The organism is Pseudomonas sp. B21-041 (assembly GCF_024748675.1).
GTDB lineage: Bacteria > Pseudomonadota > Gammaproteobacteria > Pseudomonadales > Pseudomonadaceae > Aquipseudomonas > Aquipseudomonas neuropathica.
This window is the reverse complement of the sequence record NZ_CP087175.1, coordinates 1,467,314-1,493,630: the sequence shown is the minus strand read 5'-3', so window position 1 is coordinate 1,493,630 and position 26,317 is coordinate 1,467,314. Positions and strand designations below refer to the sequence as shown.

The following is a 26,317-nucleotide window of genomic DNA, read 5'->3' as shown; positions in this document are numbered from 1 at the left end:
CATGTCAAAATTCTTCATCGACCGTCCGATTTTCGCCTGGGTAATTGCCCTGGTGATCATGCTGGTCGGGGCACTTTCGATCCTGAAATTGCCGATCAACCAGTACCCAAGCATTGCGCCACCGGCCATTGCGATCTCCGTGACCTACCCGGGCGCTTCGGCGCAAACCGTGCAGGACACCGTGGTCCAGGTGATCGAGCAGCAGCTCAACGGTATCGACAACTTGCGTTATGTGTCCTCGGAAAGTAACTCCGACGGCAGCATGACCATCACCGCGACCTTCGAGCAAGGCACCAACTCCGACACCGCGCAGGTGCAGGTTCAGAACAAGCTGAACCTCGCCACTCCGCTGTTGCCGCAGGAAGTGCAGCAACAAGGTATACGCGTGACCAAGGCAGTGAAAAACTTCCTGCTGGTCATCGGCGTGGTCTCGCGTGACGGCAGCATGACCAAGGACGACTTGTCCAACTACATCGTGTCGAACATGCAGGATCCGATTTCGCGGACTGCTGGCGTCGGTGACTTCCAGGTCTTCGGTGCCCAGTATGCGATGCGCATCTGGCTCGACCCGGCCAAGCTGAACAATTTCAACCTGACCCCGATCGACGTGAAGACTGCCATCGCGGCGCAGAACGTCCAGGTCTCGTCCGGCCAGCTCGGCGGCTTGCCGGCCGTACAGGGCCAGCAGCTGAACGCGACGATCATCGGCAAGACCCGTCTGCAGACGGCCGAGCAGTTCAAGGAAATCCTGCTCAAGGTCAACAAGGACGGTTCGCAGGTTCGCCTCAAAGACGTGGCTGATGTTGGCCTGGGTGGCGAAAACTACGCCATCAGTGCCCAGTTCAACGGCAGCCCGGCATCCGGTCTGGCAGTGAAACTGGCCAACGGCGCCAACGCCCTCGATACGGCCAAAGCCTTGCGCACCACTATCGACAGCCTCAAGCCGTTCTTCCCGCCAGGCATGGAAGTGGTGTTCCCGTACGACACGACCCCCGTAGTGACCGAGTCGATCAAAGGTGTGGTTCACACGCTGGTCGAAGCGATCGCGCTGGTGTTCCTGGTGATGTTCCTGTTCCTGCAGAACTTCCGCGCCACCGTCATCACCACGATGACCGTGCCGGTGGTATTGCTCGGTACGTTCGGCATCCTCGCCGCCGCCGGTTTCAGCATCAACACCCTGACCATGTTCGGCATGGTACTGGCCATCGGTTTGCTGGTGGACGATGCCATCGTCGTGGTGGAAAACGTCGAGCGAGTCATGGCTGAGGAGGGCCTGTCTCCGAAGGAAGCGACCAAGAAATCCATGGGCCAGATCCAGGGCGCACTGGTTGGTATCGCCTTGGTACTGTCGGCGGTTCTGCTGCCAATGGCGTTCTTCGGTGGCTCGACCGGTGTGATCTACAAGCAGTTCTCGATCACCATTGTCTCGGCCATGGCCCTGTCGGTGCTGGTCGCGCTGATCTTCACCCCGGCACTCTGCGCGACCATGCTCAAGCCTATTCCCCATGGTGAGCACGGCGTTCCGAAAAAAGGCTTCTTCGGCTGGTTCAACCGCAACTTCGATCGCAGCGTCAAAAGCTACGAGCGTGGCGTCGGCAATATCCTGCGCCAGAAGGTGCCTTACCTGCTGGCCTACGCGCTGATTCTGATCGGCATGATCTGGTTGTTCATGCGCATCCCCTCCTCCTTCCTGCCGGAAGAAGACCAGGGCGTACTGTTCGCTCAAGTGCAGACCCCGGCCGGTTCCAGCGCCCAGCGCACCCAGGTAGTCGTGGATGAAATGCGTGAATACCTGCTGCGTCCGACCAAGGATGGCGGTGAAGGTGACACCGTCGCCTCGGTGTTCACCGTGACCGGTTTCAACTTCGCCGGCCGTGGTCAGAGCTCGGGTATGGCATTCATCATGCTCAAGCCATGGGATGAGCGTAACGCCGACAACAGCGTGTTCAAGCTGGCGGCTCGCGCCCAGCAGCACTTCTTTACCTTCCGCGACGCGATGGTGTTCGCCTTCGCCCCGCCGGCAGTGCTGGAGTTGGGTAACGCCACCGGTTTCGACGTGTTCCTGCAGGACCGCGCCGGTATCGGTCATGAAAAACTGATGGAGGCACGCAACCAGTTCCTCGGCATGGCGGCGCAAAGCAAAGTGTTGTCGCAGGTACGTCCGAACGGTCTGAATGACGAGCCGCAATTCCAGCTCGAAATCGATGACGAGAAGGCCAGCGCCCTGGGCGTTACCATCAGCGACATCAACAACACCTTGTCGATTGCTTTGGGTAGTAGCTACGTCAACGACTTCATCGACCGTGGTCGGGTGAAGAAGGTGTACGTGCAAGGCCAGCCGGATTCGCGCATGAAACCGGAAGACTTGAAGAAGTGGTACGTACGCAACGCCAGCGGCACCATGGTTCCGTTCTCGGCATTCGCCAAGGGCGAGTGGATCTACGGTTCGCCGAAGCTCTCGCGCTACAACGGTGTGGAAGCGGTGGAAATCCTCGGTGCCCCGGCTCCAGGTTACTCCACGGGTGAAGCCATGGCCGAGGTCGAAGCCATTGCCGCGAAACTGCCGAAAGGCGTAGGCATCTCCTGGACGGGGCTGTCCTATGAAGAACGTCTGGCGGGTTCGCAGGCGCCGGCACTGTTTGCGCTGTCGCTGCTGATGGTATTCCTGTGTCTGGCGGCTCTCTATGAGAGCTGGTCGATTCCGATTGCGGTGGTGCTCGTGGTTCCGCTGGGGATCATCGGTGCCTTGCTGGCGACCAGTCTGCGCGGGCTGTCCAACGACGTGTACTTCCTGGTGGGGCTGTTGACGACCATCGGTCTGGCAGCGAAAAACGCCATTCTGATCGTCGAGTTCGCCAAGGAATTGCATGAACAGGGCGCCAGTCTGCGCGACGCAGCCATCGAAGCTTGCCGCATGCGTTTGCGTCCGATCATCATGACGTCCCTGGCGTTCATCCTCGGCGTAGTGCCTCTGGCAATTTCCACAGGCGCCGGCTCAGGCAGCCAGCACGCCATTGGCACCGTGGTAATTGGCGGTATGATCACCGCCACAGTACTCGCGATTTTCTGGGTACCCCTGTTCTTCGTTACGGTTTCGTCCATGGGCCAGCGTAAAATCACCGACCCGGATGAAACTAAAGAAACTCCTAAAGAGGCTGGCCAATGAGCAAGTCGCTACTCTCCATCGCAGTCGCCGCCTTCGTGCTGAGCGGTTGCTCGCTGATACCTGATTATCAGCAGCCTGAGGTTCCGGTCGCAGGTCAGTACCCGCAGGGGCCGGCCTATTCGCCGGCCCAGGCACCGGCGCAAGCCGCTGCCGAGCAGGGCTGGAAGCAGTTTTTCCATGACCCGGCGCTGCAACAGCTGATCCAGGTGTCCCTGGAAAACAACCGCGACCTGCGTGTCGCGGCGCTGAACATCGACGCCTATGCGGCTCAATACCGCATCCAGCGCGCCGACCTGTTCCCGGCGGTATCGGCCAATGCCAGCGGCAGCCGTCAGCGGGTTCCGGCCCGTGCATCGCAGACCGGCGAGTCGAGCATCACCAGCTCCTACTCCGCCACTGTCGGCATCAGCGCCTACGAACTCGACCTGTTCGGTCGCGTTCGCAGCCTGAGCGAACAAGCGCTGCAACAATACTTCGCCACCGAAGAAGCACGCCGCAGCACGCAGATCAGTCTGGTCGCCAGCGTCGCCAATGCTTACCTGACCTGGCAAGCGGACAAGGAACTGCTCAAGCTGACGCAAGACACCCTCGGTGCCTTTGAAGAAAGCTACAAGCTGACCAGCCGCAGCAACGAAGTCGGTGTCGCTTCGGCACTGGACCTGGCGCAGTCGCGCACCTCGGTCGAGAACGCTCGCGCACAACTGGCGCGTTACACCCGCCAGGTGGCGCAGGACGAAAACAGCCTGACCCTGCTGCTCGGCACTGGTATCCCGGCTAATCTGCAAACGGCCAAACCGCTGTCCGATGACCTGCTCAGCGACGTACCGGCCGGCCTGCCTTCGGACCTGCTGCAACGTCGTCCGGACATTCTGCAAGCCGAGTACAACCTGAAAGCGGCCAACGCCAACATTGGCGCAGCCCGTGCCGCGTTCTTCCCGAGCATCAGCCTGACCGCCAACGCGGGCAGCCTGAGCCCGGACCTGTCCGGCCTGTTCAAGGGTGGTTCGGGGACGTGGTTATTCCAGCCGCAGATCAACCTGCCGATCTTCAACGCCGGCAGCCTGCGCGCCAGCCTCGACTACGCCAAGATCCAGAAGGACATTGGCGTGGCGAACTACGAGAAGTCCATTCAAACGGCCTTCCAGGAAGTCGCCGACGGCCTCGCCGCCCGCCAGACCTACACCGAGCAGTTGCAAGCGCAGCGTGACTTCGTCGCGGCCAACCAGGATTACTACCGCCTGGCCGAACGTCGCTACCGCATCGGCGTCGACAGCAACCTGACCTTCCTCGATGCCCAGCGTCAGCTGTTCAGCGCGCAACAAGCGCTGATCACCGACCGCCTCGCGCAGCTGACCAGTGCGGTCAACCTGTACAAGGCCTTGGGCGGTGGCTGGAATGCGCAGACCGCGCAGAACGAACCGCTGAAAGAAGAAGCGCCGAAGATGAAGTTGTTCTGATCATCGGCTGAATACAAGGAGCCCACCGATTGGTGGGCTTTTTGTTGCCTGTCAGAAAGTTGTGGTGTCTGGGGTGGCCCCATCGCTGGCAAGCCAGCTCCCACAATGTTCTGTGGTGTACCCAACATTGTGAACGACACAAAAACCTGTGGGAGCTGGCTTGCCAGCGATGAGGCCCTCCCATTCACCCAAAACCCCGAGCAAATCTTGCGTTCGATAATCGCCCAAAAACCGCTTCCGCCGATTGAATCCCCACCACCGCCCCCCGCACCATTCGCTCCACAAAACCAATAACAACAGGTTCGACACCATGCTCCCGCGCCCTGCCCCGTCCGGCTGATTGCCGTCGTTTCACCTCTGAACACTTTTCATGTTTGCACTCCGAAAACCGGTGTCAGCGCACCTGTTCGCCTTAAAAAAACAAGAGAGACCCGAGCCCATGACAACCTCCCCTGCGCCTTACGCAATTCCCGGCCTGATCGCCCTGGCCCTGGCCGGCGCGGCGCTGCCCGCAGCGGCTGAAGAAGCCGGCTTCATCGAGGGCGCCAAGGTCAATCTCAACCTGCGCAACTTCTATATCAACCGTAACTTCACCAACCCGACCAAGGCTCAGGGCAAGGCTGAAGAGTGGACGCAGAGCTTCATCCTCGACGCCAAATCCGGCTTCACCCAAGGCACCGTCGGCTTCGGCATGGACGTGCTGGGCCTGTATTCGGTAAAGCTTGATGGCGGCAAAGGCACGGGCGGCACCCAATTGTTGCCGCTGGACCATGACGGTCGTCCGGCGGACAACTTCGGTCGCACCAACGTCGCTTTCAAAGCCAAGCTTTCGCAGACCGAAGTGAAGGTCGGCGAGTGGATGCCGGTGCTGCCGATCCTGCGTTCGGACGATGGCCGCTCATTGCCACAGACCTTCCGTGGCGGGCAGATCACGTCCAAAGAAATCGACGGCCTGACCCTCTACGGCGGCCAGTTCCGCGCCAACAGCCCGCGCGATGACAGCAGCATGAGCGACATGTCGATGACCGGCAAAGCGGCATTCACCTCTGATCGCTTCAACTTTCAGGGCGGTGAGTACGTTTTCAACGAAAAACGCACACAGATCGGCCTGTGGAACGCCGAACTCAAGGACATCTACAGCCAGCAATACGTCAACCTGATCCACAGCCAGCCGCTGGGCGACTGGACGCTGGGCGCCAACCTCGGCTTCTTCTACGGCAAGGACGATGGCAGCGCCCGCGCCGGCGACCTCGACAACAAAACCTGGTCAGGGATGTTCTCGGCGAAGTACGGCGGCAACACCTTCTACGTCGGCCTGCAGAAACTCACCGGCGACAGCGCCTGGATGCGCGTCAACGGCACCAGCGGCGGCACGCTGGCCAACGACAGCTACAACGCCAGCTACGACAATGCGCAGGAACGTTCCTGGCAAGTACGCCATGACTACAACTTCGTCGCGCTGGGCATCCCCGGCCTGACCCTGATGAACCGCTACATCAGCGGCGACAACGTGCACACCGGGACCACCACCGACGGCAAGGAGTGGGGCCGCGAATCGGAACTGGGCTACACCGTGCAGAGCGGCGCGCTTAAGGATCTGAACGTCAGATGGCGCAACTCGACCATGCGCCGGGACTTCAGCAACAACGAGTTCGATGAGAACCGCTTGATCGTCAGCTACCCGATCAGCCTCCTCTAAACACCGATCCAACCCTGTAGGAGCTGCCGCAGGCTGCGATCTTTTGATCTTAAAAACAAGATCAAAAGATCGCAGCCTGCGGCAGCTCCTACATTGGAATTCTCGCCATTGGTCAGGAGAAGTGGCACTTTGCCGGCCGGCAGGTAAAGTGACAAAACCTGAAGGAGTCAGGTGCTTCACCTTTCCGCTTCCGTCGTCGTAGTCGGTCCTCAAGCTGGGAGCCAGGTTGTCATCGGAAGACACCATCGATCACTGGAGGACCACCTCAATGATCTCTCGTCTTGCAACACCCGACTGGGACGCCAAGGCGTACCAGCAGTTTTCCCGTCTCAGGCAACGCCCGGTCAATGAATTGCTCGACCGTGTTGACCTGCCAAATCCTCAACGCATTTACGACCTTGGCTGCGGCACCGGCATTGCCACGCAGTTGTTGGCCAAACGCTGGCCGCGCGCGCAGTTGCAGGGGATCGACAGCTCGGCACAGATGCTCGCAGAAGCGCGCTGTCTGCCGCTCAGGGCATCGTGGAAACACTGCGATCTGCTCGATTGGCAACCGGAGCAGCCGGCGGACCTGCTGCTCGCAGCCGCCGTGCTGCACTTTATCGAGGGCCATGAAACGCTGCTGCCGCATCTGCTCGGTTATCTGAATCCCGGCGGTTGTCTGGCGGCGCACATGCCGGACTGGCGCGATGCGCTGTGGTATCGGCTGATGCTCGACACTCTCGAAAATGGCGGCCCCGGTGGCAGGCCAATGGGCACACCTGAACTGCGCCAGCGCATGGCCGCGCGGCCGTTGTTGGCACTGGAGGATTACTACCGCTTGCTCGCGCCGCTGACCTCATCCCTGGATATCTGGGAGACCGAGCAGTTGCAGGTGGTTGACGGCAAATCGCCAATTTATGACTGGGTGAAGGTCTCGGCGCTGCGGCCGGTGATGCAGGCGCTGGATTCAGCGGAACAGGCGCGGTTTATCTATCACTACCTGATGCGGGTGCATAAGCATTATCCGCAGGAGGGGGATGGGCATACGTTGTTTGCGTTCAAGCGGATATTTATTGTTGCCACCGTCTGATTCGTCGCGGCCACTATCGCTATCGCGAGCAGGCTCACTCCTACAGGGGAACGCATTCCAAATGTGGGAGCGAGCCTGCTCGCGAAGACGTCAGCTCAGGCACCATCAATCCCTGGATTCAACACCCAGCTCATCCCAAACCGATTCAGCCAGATGAAACGTCGCATTCGCCGCTGGAATCCCGCAATAGATCGCGCTCTGCATGATCACTTCCTTGATCTCACCCCGGCTCACGCCGTTATTGGCCGCCGCGCGCAAGTGCAGTTTCAGTTCGCCTTCGCGGTTCATGCCGATCAGCATGGCGATGGTGATCAGACTGCGCGTATGACGTGGCAAGCCCGGACGCGTCCAGATATCGCCCCACGCATGCCGGGTGATCATTTCCTGAAACTCCGAGTTGAACTCGGTCAGCGTGGTCAGGCTGCGATCGACATGGGCATCGCCCAGCACCGCGCGACGCACTTGCATGCCGTCGTCGTAACGTTGTTTCTCGTCCACAAAAACTTCCTCACTTAGCCCGCAAAAACGCCAACACACGATCACTGAAGTCCACGCCAGCCTGCACGTTGGACAGGTGCGCCGCATAGAACTCGGCGTATTCGGCGCCGCGTACATGTTCCTGAATAAAGTGCCCACCGGCCGGCGGCGTCACCGCATCTTCAGTGCCGGCAATCACTAGCAACGGCACGTTGATCGAAACCAGTTGCTCGCGGAAATCCGCATCACGCACCGCTGCGCAGTTAGCCGCATAACCTTGCGGCGAGGTGGCCGCGAGCATGTCGGTAATCTGCTTGGCCGCTGCCGGATGAGCAGCCGAAAAGTCCGGGGTGAACCAGCGGGCAATCGATGCATCACGCAGGGCCACCATCGCTGCCGCACCGTCACGCAGCACGGTTTCGATGCGTGGATTCCACACCGACGGATCACCGATTTTTGCCGCGGTATTGCAGACGATCAGCTTATGCAGCCGATGCCCGGCATTGATCCCCAGCCACTGGCCGATCAGGCCTCCCATCGACAGCCCACAAAAATGCGCACGCTCAATGTGCAGTGCATCCAGCAAACCGAGCACGTCATGACCGAGTTGCTCGATGCTGTAAGGACCCGGCGTCACCAGCGATTCGCCGTGGCCACGGGTATCGAAACGCAGCACGCGAAAGTGCTCGGTAAACGCCGGCATCTGCGCGTCCCACATGTGCAGATCAGTGCCTAGCGAGTTGGAGAGCACCAGCACCGGCGCATCGACCGGGCCCTCGATTTGATAATGCAGTTCGCCATCGGCGAGTTGAACGAAAGCCACAGCCCTCTCCTTTCAGACAGACAATGCGTTGTGTTCGGCCACCGCGCGCTCGACCCAGGTTTTTGCCTGGCCGAGGTAATGAGCGGGGTTCAAAAGTTGATCAAGTTCAGCGCTGCTCAACTCGGCGGTGACTTGCGGTTCGTCACCGAGCACGGCGCGCAAATGGCGCTGCTCGGCCACCGCGCGTTTGCAGCATTGTTCGAGCAGGTGATGCGCGGCGTCGCGGCCGACACGCTGGGCAAGGACGATGCTGACGGCTTCGGCCAACACCAGCCCCTGAGTCAATTCGAGGTTGCGGGCCATGCGTGCGGCGTCGACTTCCAGACCGTCGGCGAGCAAGCGTGCCTGTTGCAGCGAACCGGAAACGAGGCAGCAAATCTCCGGCAGGGTTTCCCATTCGGCATGCCACAGACCGAGGCTGCGCTCGTGCTCCTGGGGCATCGCGCTGAACAGCGTCGAGACCAGACCCGGCACCCGCGTCGCTGCGCCGATCAACACCGCCGCGCCCACCGGGTTGCGTTTGTGCGGCATGGTCGACGAACCACCCTTGCCCGGTGCCGATGGCTCGAACACCTCAGCCGCTTCAGTCTGCATCAACAGGCTGATGTCGCGGCCGAATTTGCCCAGGCTGCCGGCGATCAAACCCAGCACCGCGCCGAACTCGACCACGCGATCACGCTGGGTGTGCCACGGCTGTTCCGGCAAGGTCAGTTGCAGTTCTTCAGCCAGCGCTTCGGCAATCGGCAAGGCCTGTTCGCCCAACGCGGCGAGGGTCCCGGAAGCGCCACCGAATTGCAGCACCAGCAAACGCGGCTTGAGTTCACGCAAGCGCTGACGGCTGCGATTCACCGCGCCCAGCCATCCGGCGATTTTCATGCCGAGGGTTACCGGCGTCGCGTGTTGCAGCCACGTGCGCCCGGCCAACGGCGTCGCCGCATGACGTTGCGCCTGGATCGCGAGGGAATCAGCGAGTTGCGAGAGATCGTTCTCGATCAACGCCAGCGCCTGACGCAATTGCAACACCAGCCCGGAATCCATCACGTCCTGACTGGTCGCGCCCAAATGCACATAACGTTCGGCTTCAGCGTCGCTGGCAGCAATCTGCTTGCCCAATGCCTTGACCAGCGGAATCGCCGAATTGCCGGCCGTGGCAATCGCCTCGCCCAGCACCGCGAAGTCATACAGACCAGCGCTGCATGCCGCCGCAATCGGTGCCACAGCGGAAGCTGGAATCAACCCGACCCGCGCCTCGGCCCGGGCCAGCGCCGCTTCGAAGTCGAGCATGGCCTGCACGCGGCCCTGATCGCAGAACACCTCACGCATATCGCGGGCAGTGAAATAGGCATCGAACAATTGATTGCCCAGTCGCTGAGTCATAAACAGTCCTTGCCGGCGCGGGCCGTGACGACCCGCGCACTTCGGGTTAGAGATCGTGGTGCAAATACGCCGCCTGTTTCGGCAAGCGCAGACTGAACAGGAAGGCGATCGCCATCATGGCCGTAACGTACCAGTAGAAGGAGTTTTCCATGCCGATGTTCTTCAGGCTCAGGGCGACGAATTCCGCCGAACCGCCGAAGATCGCGTTCGCCACCGCATAGGCCAGACCAACGCCAAGGGCGCGGACTTCCGGCGGGAACATTTCGGCTTTTACCAGGCCGCTGATCGAGGTGTAGAAACTGACAATCGCCAGCGCCACGGTGATCAATACAAACGCGAGGAACGGGCTGCTGACGCTTTTCAGGCTCAACAGAATCGGCACGGTGAACAGCGTGCCGAGCGCGCCGAACCAGAGCATCGAATTACGGCGGCCAATCTTGTCAGCAAGCATGCCGAACAGCGGCTGCATGCACATATACAGGAACAGCGCGCCGGTCATGATGTAGCTGGCGGTCTTGGCGTGCATGCCAGCGGTGTTGACCAGGTACTTCTGCATGTAGGTAGTGAAGGTGTAGAAAATCAGCGAACCACCGGCGGTGTAACCGAGCACGGTGATGAACGCGGCTTTGTGATCGCGGAACAGTGCGCTGATGCTGCCGGCGTCTTTATGCGCGCGGGTTTCCTTGTTGGTGGTTTCTTTCAGGCTGCGACGCAGGAACAGCGAAATCAGCGCCGCCACCGCACCGACCACAAACGGAATCCGCCAGCCGTAGGCACGCAGGTCTTCTTCGGTGAGGAATTGCTGCAGGACCACCACCAGCGACACCGCCAGCAGTTGTCCGCCGATCAGGGTCACGTACTGGAACGAGGCGAAAAATCCACGCTGGCCCTTGAGGGCAACTTCGCTCATATAGGTCGCGGTGGTGCCGTACTCGCCGCCGACCGACAAGCCTTGCAGCAAGCGTGCGAACAACAGCAGGACCGGTGCCCAGACGCCGATGTCCTTATAGGTCGGCAGGCAGGCAATCAGCAACGAGCCGAAGCACATCATCAGAATCGAGATGAGCATCGAATTCTTGCGCCCGTGCTTGTCGGCGACCCGGCCGAAAATCCAGCCACCAATCGGACGCATCAGGAAGCCGGCGGCGAACACGCCAGCGGTATTGACCAGTTGCACCGTCGGGTTGTCGGAGGGGAAGAACGCCGGGGCGAAATAGATCGCGCAGAAGGCGTAGACGTAGAAGTCGAACCATTCGACGAGGTTGCCAGACGAGGCGCCGACAATGGCAAAGATGCGCTTGCTGCGCTCTTCACCGGTGTAATGGGAGGTGGTCGTTGTCATTGTTTTTCACTCGATAGGGACAGTGAGAGTCTAGACATACTTTGCAACAGTCCCGTTCCACATCCTACATCGATCGTTCCCACGCTCCGCGTGGTAACGCATCCGGTGACGCTCCGCGTCACAGTGGACGCGGAGCGTCCATGGCGGCATTCCCACGCAGAGCGTGGGAACGATCATGTAGAAGCTGCCGCAGGCGGTGATCTTTTGATTTTAATAATCGAAGAACACGGTTTCGGCATCAGTGCCCTGCAGAATCACATTCCACTGGTAAACACCCGAGGCGTCCTGCTTGGCCAGCAACGTGCTGCGACGCTCGGCCGGCACACAATCGAGTAACGGATCATCAACGTTGGCCGGCTCGCCTTCAAAGTAGATCCGCGTCAGCAAGTGTTTGACCAAGCCACGGGCAAACACCAGCACCACCAGATGCGGCGCCTGGGTCGAGCCCTTCAGCCCCTCAACCGTGCCCGGTTTGATGGTGGTGAAACGGAAGCGCCCTTCAGCATCCACCGGCACCCGGCCAAAACCTTCAAAGTGCGGATCAAGCGGTTTGTCCTGCTCGTCTTCCGGGTGGTCGTATTTGCCGGCAGCGTTGGCCTGCCAGACTTCGAGCATGGCGTCGTTAACGACATCGCCGTTGCCATCCACCACTTGCCCGGTGATTGCCACGCGCTCGCCGAGGGTTTGCTCAACGGTGAGGTCTTCACGGTTCAGCCAGGTCAGGCCGATGTGGTAGTACGGCCCGACGGTGTGGGACGTGGTCGCAGTCAGCGTCATCTTATTTCTCCATCGGCGTGGCTTCACGCCCGCGCAGCACGATGTCCCAGCGATAACCGAGGGCGTAGGACGGAATGGTTTTTTCCAGATCGAAACTGGCGATCAGGCGTTCCTTGGCCGAGGTGTCCGGCACGCAGTTGTAGATCGGGTCATAGGCCAGCAGCGGATCGCCCGGGAAATACATTTGCGTGACCAGACGCGTGAGGATGCTCGGCCCGAACAGCGAGAAGTGGATATGCGCCGGGCGCCAGGCGTTGTGATGGTTACCCCAAGGGTAGGCGCCGGGCTTGATGGTCTGGAACTGATACCAGCCATCGGCGTCGGTGACGGTGCGGCCAGTACCGGTGAAGTTCGGGTCCAGCGGCGCGTCGTGCAGGTCGCGCTTGTGGTTATAGCGGCCGGCGGCGTTGGCCTGCCAGATCTCCACCAGAATCCCCGGCACCGGCAGACCGTTTTCGTCGAGCACGCGGCCGTGAATGATGATGCGTTCGCCCTGCGGCTCGCCTTCATGCTGGGCGGTCAGGTCGTTATCGGTGTCGCCCACGCGCTCGGCGCCGATGGTCGGCCCGGTGATTTCCGACAGCGAGTGCGGCAGAAACACCAATGGTTTGGACGGCGAGCGCAGGTTGGTGGATTGATACGTCGGGTGCAGGTACTCAGGCTGAGTGCCTTCCTGCGGACGACGGTAACCAGGCTTGTCAGACATGTCGCTTTCCTCTGTTCTATTTCGTCACGGCTTGCGTCAGACGCGTTCGATGGCCAGGGCCAGACCTTGGCCGACACCGACGCACATGGTCGCCAGACCTTTCTTGCCACCGGTCTTTTCCAGCTGATGCAGCGCGGTCAGCACCAGACGCGCACCGCTCATGCCCAACGGGTGACCAAGGGCAATCGCCCCGCCGTTCGGGTTGACCTGCGCGGCGTCATCCGCCAGACCCAGTTCACGCAGCACCGCCAAGCCTTGGCTGGCAAATGCTTCGTTGAGTTCGATCACGTCGAAATCGCTGACCGCGACGCCGAGACGCTCGATCAATTTGCGCACCGCCGGTACCGGGCCGATGCCCATCACCCGAGGTGCGACACCGGCGCTGGCCATGCCGAGCACTTTGGCGCGGGCGGTCAGGCCGTGTTTTTTCACCGCTTCGGCGGAAGCCAGAATCAGTGCGGCAGCACCGTCGTTGACGCCGGAGGCATTGCCGGCGGTGACGGTTTTGTCTGGGCCGTTGACCGGTTTCAATTTGGTCAACGCTTCAATCGTGGTGTCAGCGCGCGGATGTTCGTCCTGGCTGACCACGGTTTCGCCCTTCTTGTGGGCGATCCGCACTTCGACGATTTCTTCGGCGAAGTAGCCCGCAGCCTGCGCGGCAGCAGTGCGTTGCTGACTGCGTAGAGCAAACGCGTCCTGATCGGCGCGCGAGACTTTATAGTCGTCGGCGACGTTGTCGGCGGTCTGCGGCATCGCGTCGACGCCGTACTGCGCCTTCATCAACGGGTTGATAAAACGCCAGCCGATGGTGGTGTCTTCCAGCTTCATGTTGCGCGAAAACGCCGCGTCAGCCTTGCCCATCACGAACGGTGCGCGGGACATCGACTCGACGCCGCCGGCAATTGCCAACTCCATCTCGCCGCTGGCGATGGCGCGGAATGCGGTGCCGATCGCGTCCATGCCCGAAGCGCAAAGACGATTGAGCGTCACGCCCGGTACGCTTTCCGGCAGGCCCGCCAGCAGCAGGGCCATACGCGCAACGTTGCGGTTGTCTTCGCCGGCCTGGTTGGCGCAACCGAGGAAGACTTCGTCGATGGCATTCCAGTCCACCGATGGATTGCGTTCCATCAGGGCCTTGATCGGCACAGCGGCCAGGTCATCGGCGCGGACGGCGGACAAACCGCCGCCGAAACGGCCGATCGGGGTGCGAATCGCGTCGCAGATATAAACGTCACGCATCATGCTTCTCCCGGTGCCTGGCCGTGGGCGGCGGCAGTACGCGCTTCGAGATCGCGCAGCGCAGTCAGTTCGACTTCAGTCGGTTCAGCGGTGTTTTCAACATGCTCGGCAAAACGAATCGCCCAACCGGTGGCCGCGACCACTTGCTCGCGGGTCACGCCCGGGTGCAGCGCGGTGACCACGAATTCGTGGGTGCCTTCTTCCGGTTCCATGATGCACAGGTCGGTGATGATCCCGACCGGCCCGGCGCCCGGCAGGCCCAGACGTTTACGCGAGTCGCCGCCTTCGCCGTGACCGACCGAGGTGATGAAGTCGAGCTTGTCGACAAACGAACGCGCCGACTGTTTAAGGATGATCAACACGCTTTTTGCCGAACCGGCAATCTCCGGCGCGCCACCGGCCCCCGGTAGACGCACTTTCGGCGAGAAGTAATCGCCAACCACGGTGGTGTTGATGTTGCCGAAACGGTCGACTTGCGCAGCACCGAGGAAACCAACGTCAATGCGTCCGCCCTGCAACCAATAGCGAAAAATCTCACCGGTCGGTACGACGGTGTCAGCGGTTTCAGCGAGCTCGCCGTCACCAATGGACAGCGGCAACACGCTTGGCTTGGCGCCAATCGGGCCCGACTCGTAGATCAGCACCACGTCCGGCGACGAGGTCAGGCGCGCCAGGTTGGCGGCTTTCGACGGCAGGCCGATACCGACGAAGCACACCGAGCCGTTCTTCAGGCGACGGGCCGCCGCGACGGTCATCATTTCATTGGTGGTGTAAGTCATTACTTGGCCTCCGAAGCAGCGGCCAACTTGGCCTGGAACGCGCTGAAGTCAGCGCAGCCATGGATGTATTCGTTGATCCACGCAGTAAACGTTTCACGGTCACGGGCAATCGGGTCCCACGCCTGATAGAAACGATTGTCGCGCTCGGTGTAACCGTGGGCGTAGGACGGGTGCGCGCCGCCGGGTACGTGGCAGACTGCGCTCAAGGCCCAGGTCGGCAGCACGCAGGCATTCATCGGCGCGTTGAGGTTGTCGACAATCTCTTCCACGGTGACGATGCAGCGTTTGGCCGCCAGTGCCGCTTCTTTCTGCACACCGAGGATGCCCCACAGCAGCACGTTGCCCTGACGGTCGGCTTTCTGTGCGTGGATCACGGTCACGTCCGGGCGCACCGACGGCACCGCCGCCAGCACTTCACCGGTGAACGGGCAGGTCACGGTTTTGATCAGTGGATTGACCTTCGGCAGGTCGGAGCCGGCGTAGGCGCGCAGCACCGCGAACGGCAGGCCGGATGCGCCAGCGACGTAGGCATTGGCCAGGTCGGCATGGCTGTGCTCTTCGATTTCGAGAGCATGCGGCCATTGTTTCTCGACCGCGTCACGCAGGCGGTGCAGCGAACCGACGCCCGGGTTGCCGCCCCAGGAGAAAATCAGTTTGCGTGCGCAACCGGCGCCGATCAGTTGGTCGTAGATCAGGTCAGGTGTCATCCGCACCAGCGTCAGATCTTTCTTGCCCTGACGAATGATTTCATGACCCGCTGCCGTAGGGATCAGGTGAGTGAAGCCTTCGAGTGCGACGGTGTCACCGTCGTTGACGAATTGCTTCACCGCGTCGTGCAGCGAAAGGATCTCAGCCATGGAGCGGGCTCCTGTTTTTGTAATGAATCGCCAGTGATAAAAAGGCGCGAGGTTCAGCGCCGGAGTCACTGCAGATTAAGCCTGGGAAAATCGCCAAACAATCCGATAATCGACTGAGTGTTCGTTTATCGAACAGATTGTTGTCAGCCTATCGGTTCGTGTTTTGATTGATCGTTCCCACGCTCCGCGTGGGAATGCAGCCCGGGACGCTCCGCGTCCCAAAGCAGACGCAGAGCGTCTATTGAGGCGTTCCCACGCAGAGCGTGGGAACGATCATGCGCTGATACTCAGGTCGCATCCGCATGACTGACCATGCCTTTGATCACCACCGCAGTAGTCGCCAATGCCGCCGGAATCACCAACGCCGTCAACACCTGCTCGAAATTCCAGCCCAGGCCCAACAACGTCGCGCCCATCCATGCCCCGAGAATCGCGCCAAAGCGGCCAATCCCCAGCATCCATGAGACCCCGGTCGCCCGCCCTTGGGTGGGATAAAACCGCGCCGCCAGTGACGGCATCGCCGATTGCGCGCCGTTGACGCACATCCCCGCCACCAGCACCAAAGTCGCCAGCAACGTAATGTTGCCCAGGCTCTGTCCGACCGCGTAGGCAAACACCCCGGCCAGCAGGTAGAAAATGCCGATGACCTTGTGCGGATTGAAGCGGTCCATCGCCCATCCCACAGCGACCGCGCTCAACACCCCGCCGAACTGGAACAACGCGCCAATAAATGCGGCTTGCTCCATGCTCGCGCCGCTGTCACGCATCAGTGTCGGCAACCAACTGGTCAGCAGATAAACAATCACCAGCCCCATGAAGTAGGTTAGCCACAGCAGCAAGGTGCCAGTGCTGTAAGTGCCGGAGAAGATCACCGCGAACACGTTGCGCGCCTTGACGGTTTTCTGTTCCGGTACGCTGAAGCTCGAGGCCTGAGCGACGGTGACCGGGTCGATCGGCGCCAGGGTCTTGCGCACTTTGTCCGTGCCACGATTGCGCACCACCAGATAACGCGCCGATTCCGGCAGCCAGAACAGCAGCACCACGGCGAGGATCAGCGGCAGGATCCCGCCGATCAGCAGCAGGCTGTGCCAGCCGAACGCCGGAATCAGCTTGGCGGAAATGAACCCGCCACCGGCCATGCCCAGGTTGAAACCGCAGAACATGCTGGTCACCAGCAGCGATTTCTTGCGCTCCGGGGTGTATTCCGAGAGCAGAGTTGTGGCATTCGGCATCCCCGCGCCCAAGCCAAGGCCAGTGAGGAAGCGCAGCACCAGCAGCTGTTCAACGTTGCTGCTGTACGCCGACGCCAGGCTGAAGGCACCGAACAGAACCACCGCGCCAACGAGTACCACTTTGCGCCCGAAGCGGTCAGCCAAAGGCCCGGAACCCAGTGCGCCGAAGACCATGCCAATCAGCGCGGCACTCATCACCGGGCCAAGGCTGGCCCGGTCGATGCCCCAATCCTGCGACAGCGCCGGGGCAATAAATCCCATCGCGGCGGTGTCGAGGCCATCGAGAAAGACAATCAGGAAACACAGGATCACTACGCGCCACTGATAGCGCGAGATCGGTTGGGCATTGATGAAGGTCTGCACGTCGAGGCAGTTACCCACAGCGGACTGAGGCTGGTTCATTATTTTTATTCCACGCAAAAAACGCAGTCGAACGGCGGCCGGCCAGAGAGCGGCACGGTCACAAGAATAGAAGGTCTGGATCAGGCGTTGCGGTGAACCCGGCAACAGCGGATGGGGCGGAGACAGTCGGAGAGCATGCGCATGGTGAGTTGCCTCTTGTCATTATTATGGGAGTCGGCAGTCCGGCGGGTTCATTCACATCAGCGCCGGATGACGCTGCCGCGACATTAATGATCCGAGGGTTTTAGCGTCAATTCGATAAACGCAACACTGTGCGTTTATCGAACAGCTTCATCAGGCGAACAGCTGCGCACTGAGGTCACGACTGGCACTGAGCAGTCCCGGCAGGAAGCGCTGCTCCAGCTCGGTACGACTGACGCGACCGGCGTGGGTGCTGACGTTGAGCGCTGCCACCACCTGGCCGGAAGCGTCGTAGACCGGCACGGCAATCGAACGCAGACCTTGTTCCAGTTCCTGATCGACGATGCACCAGCCTTGCTGCCGCACTTCCTGCAGGCATTCGAGCAAAGCATCGGGCGTGTGAATCGTGCGGCTGGTCTTGGCGACCAATTCGGCGTGATCGAGGTATTCACGCAGCGAGGTGTCATCAAGTGCTGCGAGCAGAATCCGCCCCATCGACGTGCAATACGCGGGCAGGCGACCGCCCACCGACAGGTCCACCGAAATCAGCCGCTGAGTGGTCGCCGAGCGGGCGATGTAGAGAATGTCGTCGCCCTCCAGCGTGGCCATGTTGCAGGCTTCGTGCAGTTGTTCGCTCATGCGGTCGAGGTACGGCTGAGCGGACACTGCCAACGGCGTCGACGACAGATAGGCGTGGCCGAGGGTCAGCACTTTGGGCAGCAAGGAATAGGTGCGACCGTCCGTGGTGGCGTAGCCGAGTTTGATCAGCGTATGCAGGCAACGGCGCACGGCGGCGCGGGGAATCTCGGTGCGGTGGCTGATCTGGGCGATAGTCAGATGGCGCTTGCGCTCCTGAAACGCCTGCACCACCGCCAGACCACGAGCCAGCGAAGTCATGAAGTCCGGATCACCGGTCAGCGCCTGGATGCGTTTGGCCGGCGAGGCGACGATCGGCGGCGCCACGGAGGTGAAGGAGTTGCGCATTTGATCGTTCATTTCTTGTCCTTTTATCCGGCACGGATCAATGGGCTATACAAGCGGCTCGCCGACAAATGCACAAGCGTCGGGCTGCAAGATTGGGCGATTATCGAACCGTCGACCGATAATCGCAATCAGCTGATGGGCTAGCCTCTAGCCATTTATGGGGCAAGCCAAACTTTGCGATTATCAGAATCACAGCCTTAGTTGTCCGACTAAATGGCGCCAAAAACAGATCACCCACGCAATAAGCGCCAACACGCACTTCAACTAGTAACAAAAGTTGCGAGTCACAAAACAATCACACATCCGGAACCGTTTTTAACTTGGCAAAGATAGTCATTCCTGAATCGACCGCTATAATGCAGCTCAGTGGCACCTCGTTTTCAATCGCGAGGTCGTCACCCGCTGCGGCGATGCCCATCGCCAACAGCCCGGCCAGCGCCTGACGCGCATTACTCATGCAACGCCTGCGCTCGCTGAAACAGGAAACTGATGCTGCGTCAGTTTTTATCTGGTGCCGTAGCCGCCTGTAACACGGAAGTCTTGATCGCCCCACCGTTCACACCAATGCCTGTCCGGGCGTTGAACTCGCGGTGGCTCCGTTCAATCGATTCGTTGCAGTGCGTTTCACCAGACACTTAACTCAACTCATACAGGTAGCACTGTGACGAAAGACGAACTGCGCGCGGAACTTGAGCGCCAGGAACAACGTTACAAGGAAGTTTACGGCGGGGAAGTCACCACCTACGCCGCTCAGCCCGAACCGGAACGCAAAGCATGGCGTAAACGCCCTACCGTTCAGGATCAGGTCTTCAAGCAGGAAATCGAAAAAATCGAAAAGGAACTCAAAGCCGAAGAGCCTTGAGCCACGGTTTTCGGATCTTTTGAAGGTTTGCGTCCACACCGGTTACAAGCGCGGTGGAACGACGATGCCTTGCGCGCCCGCTACCCGCGGGCAGCGGCCATCATCCAGTCTGACTGACTGAGAACGGGCGTCCTACAGGTTTCACAGATATTTCAGACAAGCGTTTGAGACGTCTGCGCATCGGTAAATTCGCTTGCAAAACAAGCTTTTTATTAAACAAATCAAACACTTGAAAAACCCTGCAGCACGCTTGGTTTTCATGCGTTGCAACAAATTAAATCGAAGAAGTGTGTAACCGATGAGCAGGGAGGGGATCGATTTCCAGTCTTTTCTGGCATAATCGCGCCCCCTTACGACCGGGTCAGAAAACCTTCATGATCGATTTATTCAGCGGACTGGATGCTTGGGTGCTTGTGAGCCTCTTGCTCGCCCTGACGTTTGTCCTCGCCTTCGAGTTCATCAATGGATTTCATGACACCGCTAACGCGGTAGCCACTGTTATCTACACCAAAGCCATGCCGCCCCACCTGGCGGTGTTCTTCTCCGGTGTGTTCAATTTCCTCGGCGTGCTGCTGGGCGGCGTTGGCGTGGCGTATGCCATTGTCCATTTGCTGCCGGTTGAGCTGCTGATCAATGTGAACACCGGCCATGGCCTGGCGATGGTGTTCTCGTTGCTCGCCGCGGCAATCGCCTGGAACCTGGGCACCTGGTACTTCGGTATCCCGGCTTCCAGCTCGCACACCCTGATCGGCTCGATCCTCGGTGTCGGCCTCGCCAACGCCCTGATCAACGACATTCCGTTGGCCGACGGCGTGAACTGGCAGAAAGCGATCGACATCGGTGCCTCGCTGGTGTTCTCGCCAATGGCCGGCTTCCTGATCGCCGCGCTGATCCTGATCGGCCTGAAGTGGTGGCGTCCGCTGTCGAAGATGCACAAGACACCGGAACAACGCCGTAAGATCGACGACAAGAAGCACCCACCGTTCTGGAACCGTCTCGTTCTGGTGATCTCGGCCATGGCCGTGAGCTTCGTGCACGGTTCCAACGATGGCCAGAAAGGCATCGGCCTGATCATGTTGGTGTTGATCGGTATCGTCCCGGCGCAGTTCGTCCTTGATCTGAACAGCACCACGTACCAGATCGAACGCACTCGCGATGCGACCCTGCACCTGAGCCAGTTCTACCAGCGCAACGCCGATTCGCTGGGTGAATTCCTGGCCTTGGGCAAAAGCGTGGAAGGCGACCTGCCGGAGAAATTCCGCTGCAACCCGCAGCAGACCGAACCGACCATCAGCGCCCTGCTGCACACGCTTAAAGGCGTAGCGGACTATCACTCGCTATCGTCGGAAAGCCGCATTGAAGTGCGCCGTTACCTGCTCTGCCTGGACGACACCGCGAAGAAGGTTGGCAAGCTGCCTGGCCTGGAAGCCCGTGAAAAGGCTGACCTCGACAAGCTGCGCAAAGACCTGACCACCACCACCGAATACGCCCCGTTCTGGGTGATTCTGGCGGTTGCACTGGCCCTGGGCCTGGGCACCATGGTTGGCTGGAAACGCGTGGTACTGACCATCGGTGAGAAGATCGGCAAGCAGGGCATGACCTATTCCCAGGGCATGTCGGCGCAGATCACTACTGCCAGTTTGATCGGTATGGCCAATATCTTCAGCCTGCCGGTGTCGACCACTCACGTGCTGTCTTCGGGCGTGGCGGGCACCATGGTTGCTAACAAGAGCGGCCTGCAGGGTGGCACGGTGCGTACCATTCTGTTGGCGTGGGTGTTGACCCTGCCGGCGACTGTGGCGCTGTCGGCCGGGTTGTTCTGGCTGGCGTCGAAGGCGCTGGGTAGTTGATAGATAGCGGTACTTGAGAAAGGCGCGATTCGAGAGGATCGCGCCTTTTTTTGTGTTTGGGGTTTTGGGATTGGGATTGGGGGCATATCCGTTGCTGCGGGTGCTGCCGCTGGCGGTTTCGCTCTTACAGCGAGTCCCTTTTTCAAACGCCAAAAAGGAACCAAAAGGCTTTGCCCCTGGCGTACGGCACTTCGCTGAAGCTCAGTGTTCCCTCGCTACGGTGTCCATCCGGGGGCATCGCCTACGGTTTGCTTCGCTGCACCTCCTCTCGATGTATGCGGCTACGCCGCACGGCGCTACGCGCCTACCCCCGGATGAACACCTTCGCTCGGCCTGCCGATGGGGCAAAAAGCCAGATCAAAAGCCAGATCAAAAGCCCCTCACCCTAGCCCTCTCCCGGAGGGAGAGGGGACTGATCGAGGTGTTTGGTAGAGTTACGCCGACGTGAAAGTCCGAGTTGAACGCAAATTTTCACAGGCCCACCATCGGCTCTCTCTCCCTCGGGAGAGGGCTGGGGTGAGTGGCAAGAGCACCACAAACCCAAAGCCGAACACCCGCTTTTCACCACTCAATAGGCCGAGTGTCAGCTCGCCTGCTCTTGATCTTGATCTGTAAGGCGACGTCGGAAGGCTGAGTGGAGGGATTGATCCGGGCGTGGGAGCGCAGCGACCGTTTGGCGAAGCCAAACACAGCGGAAGGAGGTGCAGCGAAGCAAACCGGAGCCGCTGCGCCCGGATCGATCCCGGAGCGAAGGAACCCGAGCCTGCGAGGGCCGAACGCAGGAGCAAGCCTTTTGGGTTACCTTTTTGGCGTTTGAAAAAGGTGACCCGCCGTAAGGGCGGAACCGTAATCAGCAACACCCGCAAAAACGGATATTCACCCAGAACCCCAGGAGCATGGTCGGCCCAAAGGCCGCCAAGACACAAAAAAAAGGGGCAACCGAAGTCGCCCCAAAATGCCTTGCGTGCTCATCAATCCAGAAGAATCACTTCTTGCGCTTATTCGCATCCTTCCAGATAAAAAATCCAAACCCTGCAAAAAACAGAACCATCAGCCCTACAGTCAGGACCCCGGCAAACACCACGTTATCGAAAAACATGACTGGCCTCCTGGCCCCTGCTCTGCTGCGATGGGACTAAGTTACCAAACACACAGGCGCACAAATTGACCGGGATCAATACCAGCAACGAAGGGGGATAAAGGAGGGAAAATAACTGACCTGCATCAACGGATGCAGGGGGAGATCAACGCTTTTTCGGCTTGTTTTTCGACTTTTTCTTGGCTTTTCCCAGCGGCATAGCCTGTTCGAACGCTTGGCGCACCTCGTTCAGGCGCTTCTCTTTAATGTCATGCACACGCTTGGCGCGCTCAGTGCTGAGGTCAATCAATTTGTCGTCTTGGCTCATGGCGTCAGTACATCACTTGAAAGAATCACAACTGCCACATCACCGGCAGGACTGCGCCAATAATGCAGCCTCAGACGCGCGCTGACCAGCCGGCGCGCCCCACGCGGTACAGCGACTCAAATCTCGATATCGACCCACAAGCCCTGACGCGGCTGATCTTCCATCAGCGGCACCACCGGCACGGTGTTGTCGGCATTCAGTTCGGTACCGGGCACCGCCAGGTGTTCTTCCGGGTCTTCGTCGGCTTCGCGACGACGGCGATCACGTTCTTGCTGACGGCGCTGCTCTTCACGCGCCAGCAGTCGATCCTCTTCCGGGTCGCGCTTTTGCAGATCGATCGTGCTTTCGTTGGAGCTTTCCTGCACCGGCACCACCGGAGGAATGTCCGGCCGCTGGCGGATCGGATCCTGCTGGGAAGTGATCGGCACAGCGCTCAGGGGGAGCATCGGTGGCAACATATATGGGGTCTCCTGTCAGCAGGCTATCGGCTGCGGCAAAGGCGCCTTGAGCCACTGGTCGAAAATCTGTGACGCACTTGGCACGTGTAGGAGCTGCCGAAGGCTGCGATCTTCATCAGACAGCTCAAACCTCAAGGGTTCTCAAAGATCAAAAGATCGCAGCCTACGGCAGCTCCTACGCCAGTAATCTTTGGCCCTGAAGCCTGCATTCCGTTAAGATAGCCCGCTTTTTCAAGGTGGGAGTCAGGCAGCATGGCGCAGCAGTATCAACCGGGGCAACGCTGGATCAGTGACAGCGAAGCAGAGCTTGGTTTAGGCACCGTTCTGGCACAGGACGGCCGCTTGTTGACCGTGCTTTACCCGGCCACTGGCGAAACCCGCCAGTACGCGCTACGGAATGCGCCCCTGACCCGCGTGCGATTCTCGCCGGGCGACAGCATCACCCACTTCGAAGGCTGGAAGATGACCGTGCAGCAAGTCGACGACGTCGACGGGCTGATGGTCTATCACGGTCTCAACGGGCAGAACGAAGCCGTCACCCTGCCGGAAACCCAGCTGTCGAACTTCATTCAGTTCCGTCTGGCCAGCGACCGTCTGTTCGCCGGGCAGATCGACCCGCTGGCGTGGTTCTCGCTGCGTTACAACACCCTCGAACACACCAGCCGCCAATTGCAATCGTCGCTCTGGGGCCTGGGTGGCGTACGCGCTCAGCCAATCGCGCACCAATTGCACATTGCTCGCGAAGTCGCCGACCGCATCGCGCCGCGCGTTCTGCTGGCGGACGAAGTGGGTCTGGGTAAAACCATCGAAGCCGGTCTGGTGATCCATCGCCAACTGCTCTCGGGCCGCGCCAACCGCGTGCTGATCCTCGTCCCGGAAAACCTCCAGCACCAGTGGCTGGTCGAAATGCGCCGCCGCTTCAACCTGCAAGTTGCGCTGTTCGACGAAGAACGTTTCATCGAAAGCGATGCCACCAACCCGTTCGAAGACACCCAACTGGCGCTGGTCGCGCTGGAATGGCTGGTCGACGACGAAAAGGCGCAAGACGCACTGTTTGCTGCCGGTTGGGATTTGCTGGTGGTCGACGAAGCCCACCACCTGGTCTGGCACGAAGAGAAAGCCAGCGCGGAATATTCGCTGGTCGAGCAACTCGCCGAAGTCATTCCGGGCGTGCTGCTGCTCACCGCCACCCCGGAACAACTCGGCCAGGACAGCCACTTCGCCCGTCTGCGCCTGCTCGACCCGAACCGTTTCCATGACCTGGCTGCCTTCCGCGCCGAGAGCGAGAACTATCGCCCGGTGGCCGAAGCCGTTCAGGAACTGCTCGACAAGGGCCGTCTCTCGGCCAAAGCGCACAAAACCATTCAGGGTTTCCTCGGCAACGAAGGCGAAGCCTTGCTGACCGCTGTCAACGATGGCGACACCGAAGCCAGCGCGCGCCTCGTGCGTGAACTGCTCGATCGTCACGGCACCGGCCGCGTGCTGTTCCGTAATACCCGCGCCGCCGTGCAGGGTTTCCCGGAGCGCAAACTGCACCCGTACCCGCTGCCATGCCCGGACGAATACCTCGAACTGCCGCTGGGCGAACACGCCGAGCTGTACCCGGAGGTCAGCTTCCAGGCCCAGCCGGACGCCAGCGAAGAAGAGCGCTGGTGGAAATTCGACCCGCGTGTCGAGTGGCTGATCGATCAGCTGAAAATGCTCAAGCGCACCAAGGTGCTGGTGATCTGCGCCCACGCCGAAACCGCGATGGACCTGGAAGACGCCCTGCGCGTGCGTTCCGGCATCCCGGCCACGGTGTTCCACGAAGGCATGAACATCCTTGAGCGTGACCGCGCCGCCGCCTACTTCGCCGACGAAGAGTTTGGCGCGCAAGTGCTGATCTGCTCGGAAATCGGCAGTGAAGGTCGCAACTTCCAGTTCGCGCACCACCTGGTGCTGTTCGATCTGCCGTCGCACCCGGACCTGCTCGAGCAGCGTATCGGTCGTCTCGACCGGATCGGCCAGAAACACATCATCGAACTGCACGTACCGTACCTGGAAACCAGCCCGCAAGAGCGCCTGTTCCAGTGGTACCACGAAGCGCTCAACGCGTTCCTCAACACCTGCCCGACTGGCAACGCCTTGCAGCACCAGTTCGGCCCGCGCCTGCTGCCGCTGCTCGAAGAAGCCGACGACAGCGAGTGGCAAGCGCTGATCGACGAAGCACGCACCGAGCGTGAGCGTCTGGAAGCCGAGCTGCACACCGGTCGCGACCGTCTGCTGGAGCTGAACTCCGGCGGCGCTGGCGAAGGTGAAGCGCTGGTCGAGGCCATCCTTGAGCAAGACGATCAGTTTGCCCTGCCGATCTACATGGAAACCCTGTTCGACGCGTTCGGCATCGACAGCGAAGACCATTCGGAAAACGCCCTGATCCTCAAGCCGAGCGAAAAAATGCTCGACGCCAGTTTCCCGCTGGGCGACGACGAAGGCGTGACCATCACCTACGACCGCAACCAGGCGCTGTCGCGCGAAGACATGCAGTTCATCACCTGGGAACACCCGATGGTGCAGGGCGGCATGGACCTGGTGCTGTCCGGTTCGATGGGCAACACCGCTGTCGCACTGATCAAGAACAAAGCCCTGAAGCCGGGCACCGTGTTGCTGGAATTGCTGTATGTCAGCGAAGTGGTCGCGCCGCGTTCGCTGCAACTGGGCCGTTACCTGCCGCCGGCCGCCCTGCGCTGCCTGCTCGACGCCAACGGCAACGACCTGTCGCCACGGGTATCGTTTGAAACGCTGAACGATCAGCTGGAAAGCGTGCCGCGTGCCAGCGCCAACAAGTTCATCCAGGCCCAGCGCGATCAGTTGACGCCACGGATCAACGCCGGTGAAGACAAGATCGCCCCGCGTCACGCCGAGCGCGTGGCCGAGGCCCGCCGCCGTCTGGCAGCCGACACCGACGAAGAACTGGCGCGCCTGACCGCGTTGCAAGCGGTCAACCCGACTGTGCGTGACAGCGAACTGGATGCGCTGCGCCAGCAGCGTGAGCAGGGTCTGGCGATGCTGGATAAAGCGGCGTTGCGCCTGGAAGCGATTCGGGTGTTGGTGGCGGGCTAAACCGCCCCGCTCCACCGCTGAAAACAGAAAGGCCCGCAGCGATGCGGGCCTTTTTGTTTGCCTGTTATTTACTTGCCGATACTAAGGGCCCTATCGCGAGCAGGCTCACTCC

Annotated in this window: 22 protein-coding genes; 7 read left to right on the top strand and 15 right to left on the bottom strand. The window is 60.4% G+C overall.

The features are described from left to right. Position 1 precedes the first annotated feature (1 nt). From LOY43_RS06600 to LOY43_RS06585, 4 genes are all read left to right on the top strand, one after another. Positions 2-3,166 (top strand): efflux RND transporter permease subunit, encoded by a 3,165-nt coding sequence (locus LOY43_RS06600; protein ID WP_095049159.1) that lies wholly within the window; start codon positions 2-4, stop codon positions 3,164-3,166. Further along, complete coding sequence (gene emhC, locus LOY43_RS06595) at positions 3,163-4,623, top strand: efflux RND transporter outer membrane subunit EmhC (protein WP_258709371.1); 1,461 nt, start codon at positions 3,163-3,165, stop codon at positions 4,621-4,623. The genes LOY43_RS06600 and emhC overlap by 4 nt, the downstream gene beginning before the upstream one ends. Before the next feature lie 439 nt (positions 4,624-5,062). Beyond that, a complete protein-coding gene (locus LOY43_RS06590) occupies positions 5,063-6,322 on the top strand; it encodes an OprD family porin (protein ID WP_258709370.1) in 1,260 nt (419 codons plus the stop codon). Between the two features lie 268 nt (positions 6,323-6,590). After that, positions 6,591-7,394, top strand: coding sequence for a methyltransferase domain-containing protein (locus tag LOY43_RS06585; RefSeq protein WP_258709369.1), 804 nt, complete (start codon positions 6,591-6,593; stop codon positions 7,392-7,394). A 105-nt stretch (positions 7,395-7,499) separates the two neighbouring features. Here the strand turns inward: LOY43_RS06585 and pcaC are convergent, their stop codons facing one another. From pcaC to LOY43_RS06525, 12 genes are all read right to left on the bottom strand, one after another. After that, positions 7,500-7,892: a 4-carboxymuconolactone decarboxylase gene (gene pcaC / locus LOY43_RS06580; RefSeq protein WP_007957838.1), complete on the bottom strand. Its 393-nt coding sequence runs from the start codon at positions 7,890-7,892 to the stop codon at positions 7,500-7,502. 10 nt (positions 7,893-7,902) lie between these two features. Further along, positions 7,903-8,694, bottom strand: a complete 792-nt coding sequence (gene pcaD / locus LOY43_RS06575) for a 3-oxoadipate enol-lactonase (protein ID WP_095049156.1) — start codon at positions 8,692-8,694, stop codon at positions 7,903-7,905. Positions 8,695-8,706: 12 nt separating this feature from the next. Continuing rightward, complete coding sequence (locus tag LOY43_RS06570) at positions 8,707-10,071, bottom strand: 3-carboxy-cis,cis-muconate cycloisomerase (protein WP_258709368.1); 1,365 nt, start codon at positions 10,069-10,071, stop codon at positions 8,707-8,709. A 46-nt stretch (positions 10,072-10,117) separates the two neighbouring features. Next, a complete protein-coding gene (locus LOY43_RS06565; protein WP_095049154.1) occupies positions 10,118-11,413 on the bottom strand; it encodes an MFS family transporter in 1,296 nt (431 codons plus the stop codon). Between the two features lie 210 nt (positions 11,414-11,623). Further along, a complete protein-coding gene (gene pcaG / locus LOY43_RS06560) occupies positions 11,624-12,190 on the bottom strand; it encodes a protocatechuate 3,4-dioxygenase subunit alpha (RefSeq protein ID WP_095049153.1) in 567 nt (188 codons plus the stop codon). A gap of 1 nt (position 12,191) precedes the next feature. After that, positions 12,192-12,896, bottom strand: a complete 705-nt coding sequence (pcaH, locus tag LOY43_RS06555; protein WP_008080089.1) for a protocatechuate 3,4-dioxygenase subunit beta — start codon at positions 12,894-12,896, stop codon at positions 12,192-12,194. Positions 12,897-12,932: 36 nt separating this feature from the next. Continuing rightward, positions 12,933-14,138 (bottom strand): 3-oxoadipyl-CoA thiolase, encoded by a 1,206-nt coding sequence (gene pcaF, locus LOY43_RS06550; RefSeq protein WP_258709367.1) that lies wholly within the window; start codon positions 14,136-14,138, stop codon positions 12,933-12,935. Then, on the bottom strand, positions 14,135-14,914 hold the full coding sequence (locus LOY43_RS06545) for a CoA-transferase subunit beta (RefSeq protein ID WP_064393051.1): 780 nt from the start codon (positions 14,912-14,914) through the stop codon (positions 14,135-14,137). The genes pcaF and LOY43_RS06545 overlap by 4 nt, the downstream gene beginning before the upstream one ends. Next, positions 14,914-15,771, bottom strand: coding sequence for a CoA transferase subunit A (locus LOY43_RS06540; protein ID WP_077571457.1), 858 nt, complete (start codon positions 15,769-15,771; stop codon positions 14,914-14,916). The genes LOY43_RS06545 and LOY43_RS06540 overlap by 1 nt, the downstream gene beginning before the upstream one ends. A 287-nt stretch (positions 15,772-16,058) precedes the next feature. Continuing rightward, positions 16,059-17,405: an MFS transporter gene (locus tag LOY43_RS06535; protein ID WP_093438668.1), complete on the bottom strand. Its 1,347-nt coding sequence runs from the start codon at positions 17,403-17,405 to the stop codon at positions 16,059-16,061. A gap of 294 nt (positions 17,406-17,699) precedes the next feature. Beyond that, positions 17,700-18,542, bottom strand: a complete 843-nt coding sequence (pcaR, locus tag LOY43_RS06530) for a pca regulon transcriptional regulator PcaR (RefSeq protein ID WP_007917109.1) — start codon at positions 18,540-18,542, stop codon at positions 17,700-17,702. Positions 18,543-18,825: 283 nt separating this feature from the next. Then, the gene (locus LOY43_RS06525; protein WP_156685510.1) at positions 18,826-18,987 is read right to left on the bottom strand and encodes a hypothetical protein; all 162 of its coding nucleotides are present in this window, start codon (positions 18,985-18,987) and stop codon (positions 18,826-18,828) included. A 204-nt stretch (positions 18,988-19,191) separates the two neighbouring features. Between LOY43_RS06525 and LOY43_RS06520 the strand changes: the two genes are divergently transcribed. Together LOY43_RS06520 and LOY43_RS06515 are read left to right on the top strand one after the other, a co-directional pair. Further along, entirely contained in the window at positions 19,192-19,392 is a 201-nt protein-coding gene (locus tag LOY43_RS06520; RefSeq protein WP_008080067.1) for a hypothetical protein, read from the top strand. 374 nt (positions 19,393-19,766) lie between these two features. Next, positions 19,767-21,242 (top strand): inorganic phosphate transporter, encoded by a 1,476-nt coding sequence (locus LOY43_RS06515; protein WP_007917114.1) that lies wholly within the window; start codon positions 19,767-19,769, stop codon positions 21,240-21,242. 985 nt (positions 21,243-22,227) lie between these two features. Here LOY43_RS06515 and ccoM read toward each other — a convergent pair. From ccoM to LOY43_RS06505, 3 genes are all read right to left on the bottom strand, one after another. Then, positions 22,228-22,341, bottom strand: a complete 114-nt coding sequence (ccoM, locus tag LOY43_RS28710) for a cytochrome c oxidase subunit CcoM (protein ID WP_003222396.1) — start codon at positions 22,339-22,341, stop codon at positions 22,228-22,230. A gap of 145 nt (positions 22,342-22,486) precedes the next feature. After that, positions 22,487-22,648 carry a hypothetical protein gene (locus LOY43_RS06510; protein WP_007918490.1) on the bottom strand — a complete coding sequence of 54 codons (162 nt, stop codon included), beginning with the start codon at positions 22,646-22,648 and terminating at the stop codon, positions 22,487-22,489. Positions 22,649-22,764: 116 nt separating this feature from the next. Continuing rightward, a complete protein-coding gene (locus LOY43_RS06505) occupies positions 22,765-23,106 on the bottom strand; it encodes a hypothetical protein (RefSeq protein WP_003222394.1) in 342 nt (113 codons plus the stop codon). 252 nt (positions 23,107-23,358) lie between these two features. Here LOY43_RS06505 and rapA point away from each other — a divergent pair, with 252 nt between their 5' ends. After that, positions 23,359-26,205: an RNA polymerase-associated protein RapA gene (rapA, locus tag LOY43_RS06500; protein ID WP_095125612.1), complete on the top strand. Its 2,847-nt coding sequence runs from the start codon at positions 23,359-23,361 to the stop codon at positions 26,203-26,205. Positions 26,206-26,317: the final 112 nt, after the last annotated feature.

What these genes read in the sequence shown, in the direction of transcription:
- rapA (WP_095125612.1), top strand. Translation starts at nt 23,359, where the DNA reads ATGGCGCAGCAGTATCAACCGGGGCAACGCTGGATCAGTGACAGCGAA.
- pcaH (WP_008080089.1), bottom strand. Translation starts at nt 12,896, where the DNA reads ATGTCTGACAAGCCTGGTTACCGTCGTCCGCAGGAAGGCACTCAGCCT.
- LOY43_RS06545 (WP_064393051.1), bottom strand. Translation starts at nt 14,914, where the DNA reads ATGACTTACACCACCAATGAAATGATGACCGTCGCGGCGGCCCGTCGC.
- pcaR (WP_007917109.1), bottom strand. Translation starts at nt 18,542, where the DNA reads ATGAACGATCAAATGCGCAACTCCTTCACCTCCGTGGCGCCGCCGATC.
- LOY43_RS06600 (WP_095049159.1), top strand. Translation starts at nt 2, where the DNA reads ATGTCAAAATTCTTCATCGACCGTCCGATTTTCGCCTGGGTAATTGCC.
- LOY43_RS06515 (WP_007917114.1), top strand. Translation starts at nt 19,767, where the DNA reads ATGATCGATTTATTCAGCGGACTGGATGCTTGGGTGCTTGTGAGCCTC.
- LOY43_RS06525 (WP_156685510.1), bottom strand. Translation starts at nt 18,987, where the DNA reads ATGAGTAATGCGCGTCAGGCGCTGGCCGGGCTGTTGGCGATGGGCATC.
- LOY43_RS06505 (WP_003222394.1), bottom strand. Translation starts at nt 23,106, where the DNA reads ATGTTGCCACCGATGCTCCCCCTGAGCGCTGTGCCGATCACTTCCCAG.
- LOY43_RS06535 (WP_093438668.1), bottom strand. Translation starts at nt 17,405, where the DNA reads ATGAACCAGCCTCAGTCCGCTGTGGGTAACTGCCTCGACGTGCAGACC.
- LOY43_RS06565 (WP_095049154.1), bottom strand. Translation starts at nt 11,413, where the DNA reads ATGACAACGACCACCTCCCATTACACCGGTGAAGAGCGCAGCAAGCGC.
- LOY43_RS06510 (WP_007918490.1), bottom strand. Translation starts at nt 22,648, where the DNA reads ATGAGCCAAGACGACAAATTGATTGACCTCAGCACTGAGCGCGCCAAG.
- LOY43_RS06585 (WP_258709369.1), top strand. Translation starts at nt 6,591, where the DNA reads ATGATCTCTCGTCTTGCAACACCCGACTGGGACGCCAAGGCGTACCAG.
- ccoM (WP_003222396.1), bottom strand. Translation starts at nt 22,341, where the DNA reads ATGTTTTTCGATAACGTGGTGTTTGCCGGGGTCCTGACTGTAGGGCTG.
- LOY43_RS06590 (WP_258709370.1), top strand. Translation starts at nt 5,063, where the DNA reads ATGACAACCTCCCCTGCGCCTTACGCAATTCCCGGCCTGATCGCCCTG.
- pcaG (WP_095049153.1), bottom strand. Translation starts at nt 12,190, where the DNA reads ATGACGCTGACTGCGACCACGTCCCACACCGTCGGGCCGTACTACCAC.
- LOY43_RS06540 (WP_077571457.1), bottom strand. Translation starts at nt 15,771, where the DNA reads ATGGCTGAGATCCTTTCGCTGCACGACGCGGTGAAGCAATTCGTCAAC.
- LOY43_RS06570 (WP_258709368.1), bottom strand. Translation starts at nt 10,071, where the DNA reads ATGACTCAGCGACTGGGCAATCAATTGTTCGATGCCTATTTCACTGCC.
- pcaF (WP_258709367.1), bottom strand. Translation starts at nt 14,138, where the DNA reads ATGATGCGTGACGTTTATATCTGCGACGCGATTCGCACCCCGATCGGC.
- emhC (WP_258709371.1), top strand. Translation starts at nt 3,163, where the DNA reads ATGAGCAAGTCGCTACTCTCCATCGCAGTCGCCGCCTTCGTGCTGAGC.